Annotated in this window: 4 protein-coding genes; all 4 read left to right on the forward strand. The window is 46.6% G+C overall.

Annotation, left to right across the window (positions count from 1 at the left end; translation table 11 throughout):
* On the forward strand, positions 1-1,916 hold a 1,916-nt coding region (locus tag VN105_RS07645), incomplete at its 5' end, for a hypothetical protein (protein ID WP_325639521.1).
* A gap of 6 nt (positions 1,917-1,922) precedes the next feature.
* Positions 1,923-3,026, forward strand: a complete 1,104-nt coding sequence (locus VN105_RS07650; protein WP_325639523.1) for a hypothetical protein — start codon at positions 1,923-1,925, stop codon at positions 3,024-3,026.
* 2 nt (positions 3,027-3,028) lie between these two features.
* Positions 3,029-3,550, forward strand: coding sequence for a hypothetical protein (locus VN105_RS07655; RefSeq protein ID WP_325639525.1), 522 nt, complete (start codon positions 3,029-3,031; stop codon positions 3,548-3,550).
* Positions 3,547-6,283 (forward strand): hypothetical protein (locus VN105_RS07660; protein WP_325639527.1); only part of this gene is annotated, 2,737 nt, incomplete at its 3' end. The genes VN105_RS07655 and VN105_RS07660, both read left to right, overlap by 4 nt.

Below are 6,283 nucleotides of genomic sequence, written 5' to 3' on the forward strand. Positions count from 1 at the left end.
CGGATCAGTCGCTCGTGAAGTTTTCATTTGATAAAGACGCTTATGTAAAACGCCTCAACAGCATAGTAGAAAAGAAATATGATCTCAAAAAATACTTTCTGAAAGACATTGATGTCAAAAGCGCGGTAAAATCCTTTGCCAGCAGCCGGTTAGAAGCGCTCCGGCAAAAACTCACGGGGCTGGGAGAAAAGCAGTCTGCTGCCTTCGGCCAGTTGCTCAACAGCGATCATATCATCCAGCTGGATTCGTTGCAACTACGGAATGAGTTAATGAACAATAGAGTCCTGGGCATTACAGCGGAAGACCTTGAGCCGGCTGTTGCGGCATTGCAGGATAGTATCTTACTGGCACATCCGGTGGCCGACAGCAGCCTCAATGAACTGTTGGAACATTTCCGTACAGCCAGTGCAGCCAGAAAGTATATGGCGGGCGTTTTTGCGCTGAAGAAAGAAGTAGGAGAGGGCCTGCGGGCTAAATCCATTATCTCGGACGAGCGGGTGGCCGGAGGAAAAATCAACGGGCAACTGGAAGAGGAGAGCAACAAAATCAGGAACATTAAAGAACTGTTGCCATTAAGCGGTCTGCAACGCCTGTTATTAAGTGCCAAACAACTCGACATCGGTAACATTGCAGCTTCCGGAAGTAAAGGTGGGGTACAGGACCTGTTTATGTCCGGTATACAAACCAGTTTTCTGAACAACAATAAATTCCTGATGCTGGGTGCCGGAAAGCGTATCGACGGCGGAACAATAAAAGACCTTGCTTTTAATTCGTCGCTTGATCCGGGTGCTTACAGCATGCAATTCCTGCAAATGGGCGCCGGTGATATTACGCAGCCACACAGCCATGCAGGGGTCGTGAACGCCAATACCAAAAGCGATTCCCGCCGCCAGTATACTACCCTGAATTTACCTAGAAATACTTTTGTAGGTGCTTTTTCGGAAGATATCAGCCTGGGTAGTTATGGCCGTATCGCGGCACAATTATCAAAGTCCAATAACCAGTTTAAGAATTCGGCAGTAGGTAATGACCCGATGCTGGCCAGTAAAGCTGCTGCATTATCGCTGTTCAACGATTTCTGGGAAACCTTGTCTGTGGGGCTCGACTACAACGGGCAGGTAAGTGAGTGGAATATGAACCAGCGTGCCTATGTCAGCTATTCTGGCCTGGGATATAATAACCCCGCTTCTCCTGGAGCAGGAAGAGGAACGATTCGTTACGGATTAAAACTGAAAAGAAACTGGTATAAAAATAAACTGGTACTGGGAGTAAGATCTGATTTCCAGGATATCAGTTCTTCGGCATTGACTTCCAGTAAATGGAAAAACAGGCAGTTTGCTATTGATGGCCGCTGGAAACTGAATAAGAAGATCGCCTTTGATGCGCGTTTTAATCAGTCGGCCATGAAAAGCACCGGTGAAAAGGCCGCCTCCTTTCAGTATATGACCCGGCAATTATCGCTCGCTTCACAGGTGCAGGGAAAAATGGCCGCACTTCCATATAACAGCAATATTATGCTGGGATATCAGCAGATCGATATTTTGCCACAACACAGCACCTTACTGAATATTAATATTAACCACAACCTTTTGATCAGCTCACATGTCCTTTCGTTAAACCTGTTTTACAACAAAGATATTAAGGGCGAGGCTGTGTATGCCAACCGCCTTACGGTGGAAACGGGATGGACCTACGAGGTGTTGAAGAAAATAAGCTGTAGCAGCGGTATTACCTACCTGGATAATAAGGCGGTGGTGCGGCAAGTGGGTCTGAGGCAAACAGCGGGCGCCAGTGTACTGCCCAGGTTAAATGTGAATATGTATGTTGACTGCCGTAAAAGCCTGTTGAATACGCCACAGAACTATCTGTTCGGCAACTTCAGAAGTGAACTGGCTATTTCTTACCAATTGAATTAAGCACCTATGTTAAAGTTTTATCAGGGAGTGATTTTTTTGATGCTGTTTTGTACTGTTCAACTCCGTGCCCAGGTATCCTTTATTTTTATCCCGGAACTGCATGGCCGCACATTGGATGGCCTGTTGCAGGTGAGGCTTGCGAATACCGGCAGCCAGTCGCAACTGGTAAGTCTTACCGTAAAAGTATCTGCTGCCGGTGCCGGCAATATTGTCAGTATAAAAACACCTGCCTTTCAATTAATGCCCGGCACCAACTCCTTACCGGGTGGATTGATTGCCAGATCCGCCATCCGCTTTGCGGAAAATAAGGTGGCCACTATCTGTCGCCAGTCCGGCTACTTTACGGAAGGGGATTACGAATATTGTTTTGAATTGAATGCCGGTGATCAGTCGCATCAGGGCGAAACCCTGGGCGACCAGTGCTTCGATTATTACCTCCAGCCGTTTTCTCCCTTGCTGCTATTGAACCCGGCAGAAGAAGACAAGATCTGTAACAAGCGCCCTCCCTTTTTCTGGCAACCACTATTGCCGGCTGTTCCGGGTGTGCAATACCGGCTCGTACTCACGGAAGTGAAACCCGGACAGGCAAAGGTAGAAGCACTTAATTACAATATGCCTTTGATTAACCAGCTGGGCATTAATTCTCCCATGCTTTTCTATCCTTCTCTGGCAAAAGATCTTGTGCAGGGAAAAACTTACGTGTGGCAGGTAAGCGCCTACAAAAATGATATGCTGCTGGTGAACTCCGAGATATGGGATTTCACTGTGTTCTGCGAAGAGGAAACCGCGGCAGAAGTACCGGAAAGCTTCAGGGATATCACAGATCTGACAAAAGGTAATTTTTATGTGGCCCGCGGAAAAGTGCTGTTTGCGGTAGAAAATGTGTACGACAAAGCCCCGCTGAATTATAAGATCCGTTGTATCACCAGGCCCGAACTGGAAATGCGTAAACTACCGGCGATCAAACTGAATCGTGGAAATAACCATGTGATCATACCCCTGGCAGAGAACAGGTCATTCGTGGATGGCTACTATTACCTGCTGGAGTTGAAGCTGCCTAACGGTGAAGAAAAACAATTAAGATTTCTTTATAAAAGTGAAACGGAATAGCGATGAAATACTTAATAATATCCGTGATGATAGGATTGTTAATGTCTGCCTGTCATTCAGGAAAGAAAGAAATAAAAGCTTTTTATGCCAACAATGGCCAGGCGCTGGTTCAGGAACAGGATGCAGGAGGTATCGGGGTAAGGGCCAGTTACCTGCCGGTGCAGTGGGAACGAATGCTGGGAAGGGAAAATCCAGATGCAGCGGGGGAAATGACATTTAAGCTAAACGTTGCCTTGCCAGCTTCCTCCCGGGAAGACAACCTGAAAATGAAGGCGGTAAGCGTGGATACCCTGTTCTGGCTGGTAGTAGGAAGTGATACACTGGCGGCACAGTTTACACAGCGAATCCCGAATGGAAGTCCCTCTTCAGCAGAATACCTGACCACTTTCAAAAGGGCCGTGCCGGAAGGAACAGCCGTATTGTATTTCGTGATGAATGACTGGATGTATACGCATCATAAGTTGGTGTTTCCCTTTCAGGTAACACATATCAATAGTATTGACTCATTAAGCAGCAGGTTATGATTCCAGGAAACATCCTATTCAGAAAGTCCATTGCAGTTTTTTTTCTAGGCTTGCTTGCCTTCCAGATATTGGTACCCTGTGCTGCATGGGCACTTACAACCGGTCCCTCTCAACCGGAAAGCAAACAGTTTGCGGAAGCAGGTACCAGTGAAACGGTCGACATGTTTACCGGTGCGTTTAAATACAATATTCCGATAATGGATATTGATGGTTATCCCGTCAATTTAAATTACCAGTCTGGTGTAGGAATGGATGATGAGGCCAGCTGGGTAGGACTGGGCTGGAATCTCAATGTGGGCGCCATTAACCGGAGCCTGAGAGGTATTCCGGATGATATGAACGGAGATAAGGTAATCACGGAACATTATACGGCGCCTAAAACAACAACCGGTGGCCGGGGAACTGTTAAAGCGGAGTTCTTTGGCGGGGCGAAACTGATTGGCCTGAAAGGCTCTTTGTCGCTCGGTATCTTCAGTGATACGTATACCGGTATAGGAGCGGAGTTCGGCATAAATGCCGGTATCTCTCTTACACGCGGGAGCGGTGCCTTAACACCCGGACTGGGTGTGGGCCTGATGTCCAATACCAGTAACGGGGTGGATGTATCGCCTAATATCACGCTGGCTTTATATGATAAGTCGAATGAAAATAAGACCACGAACGTAGGGCTGTCGGCCAATCTTGGTTATAACACCCGCCAGGGGCTGAAAAGCCTTACACTGAACGGGTCTTTCGGTGTAACCACGAGAGACTGGGATAATCAACCGGGTTCCTCCAGTTTTGATGTGGGCGGCATCGGATTCACTTATAACACACCACCTTTTTATCCGCATATCGGCGTGCCCTATAGGTCTACCAACCGTAGCTACAGTATAGATGTAGGACCATCCGGTGCTGGTGCTTTTGCGGGTGTAGGACTTACCGGCTACCGGTATAAACGCGAAATACTGAACAGGATTAATACTAATCCGGCATACGGATACCTGTATGCTAACCAGGGTAAAGATGTGCCCAACGCAGTAATGGATTTCATGCGGGAGAAAGATAATGCGGTGATTCCCAACATGCCAAACATTGCGATTCCTATCGCTACGGCCGATATTTTTTCCTATTCCAGCCAGCTGGGAAGCGGGCAATTCCGCCTGCATCGCGGCGGTTCAGGCGTGGTGTTTGACCCTGCGGTCAATGACGCGAATAACACCACTACCCTTGGAGTAGATCTGGGTTTTGGATTATACTTTCATGGTGGGGTCACGTTTTATAAGCAGGATGTATCCAACAAAACGGGTAAGTGGACAAACGGTAACCTATTCAATGGAGTAGCTGATTATAGGAACAACGATAATACCCTCGAAGAGCATGCCTATTTTAAGCAGATGGATGAGAAGAATGTGGGCAACAATGACTATGAGACATTGATCAGAGGCGAAGACGTAGTGCGTGTGTCTTTGGATGGACTCGGCAGCAAAAGTGAACTGAAAGACGGATATAATAATACCTATCCCATATCCACATCCAACCCGCTGACAAAGAAAGAAAGACAGGTAAGACGTAATGCCATTTCCTATCTCACCGCCTCAGAAACCTACCAGGGTGGCGTGATAAGAATGAAAGAAGATTACCGGGAGAACAAAGTAACTGGTTTTACACCCGCGTTACCTTCCGCAGTAACAGAGTCAAGATATGGTACCCATCTTTCTGAATTTACGGTCACAGGAGACGATGGGAAAAGAATGGTATACAGCCTGCCCGTTTATAACAAGGTACAGGAGGAGTATTCATTTGCTACAGATCCGAATGCAGTGAAGGAGGAGGACAGAAACCTCGTAGGATTTTCGCTGAAACCCGATGGAGGAATTCAGCACAATTACGGCATTGATAAATATTTTCATAAGGAAACGCAGCCTGCCTATGCATCGGCTTTCCTGTTGTCTGCGATATTGTCGCCCGATTATGTAGATGTAACAGGCGATGGTATTTCAGACGATGACATGGGTACTGCCATTAAATTTAACTATACAAAGGTAAACGGTAATTACAAGTGGCGCTCTCCGATGAAGCCGAATAGGGCGCTGTATAACAAAGCATTGAATGCTGATCAGGATGATGATAAAAGTAGCATCGTATATGGGGAGAAGGAAATATGGCTTTTAAACTCCATCGAAACAAAAAACAAGGTCATGTTTTTCCTGTTAGACAGCAGGAATGATGCGTTAGGTGTTACCGGTATCACCGGCGCTATAGACAATACCGCCAATGGCAGACAGCGTTGTTTGAAGGAAGTCCGCCTGTATTCGAAGAAAGATCTTACGACACCCATAAAAACAGCGGTATTCAACTATGACTACACGCTCTGTCAGAAAGTACCCAACCAGGCTGTTGCCGATAGTGGTAAACTTACCTTAACGGGTTTGCACTTTACCTATGGTGCTTCTACCAAAGGGAAACATTTCCCCTATACTTTCAAATATACGGGCAAGAATCCCAATTATGAATATCTCTCTACCGACAGGTGGGGTAATTATAAAGCGGCCAAATCCGGTTTGAATAATTTAAATAATGATCGCTTCCCTTATAGTACACAAGATAAGGCGATCGCTGATCAGAATGCCAGTGCCTGGAATTTGACGTATATCAGTTTGCCAACCGGCGGAGAAATTAATGTAGACTATGAATCCGGCGACTACGCTTACGTACAGGATAAACCGGCGATGGAGATGGTGGAACTGACCC

Source organism: Chitinophaga sp., from assembly GCF_035564935.1.
In the GTDB taxonomy this organism is placed as follows: domain Bacteria; phylum Bacteroidota; class Bacteroidia; order Chitinophagales; family Chitinophagaceae; genus Chitinophaga.

What these genes read in the sequence shown, in the direction of transcription:
- VN105_RS07650 (WP_325639523.1), top strand. Translation starts at nt 1,923, where the DNA reads ATGTTAAAGTTTTATCAGGGAGTGATTTTTTTGATGCTGTTTTGTACT.
- VN105_RS07655 (WP_325639525.1), top strand. Translation starts at nt 3,029, where the DNA reads ATGAAATACTTAATAATATCCGTGATGATAGGATTGTTAATGTCTGCC.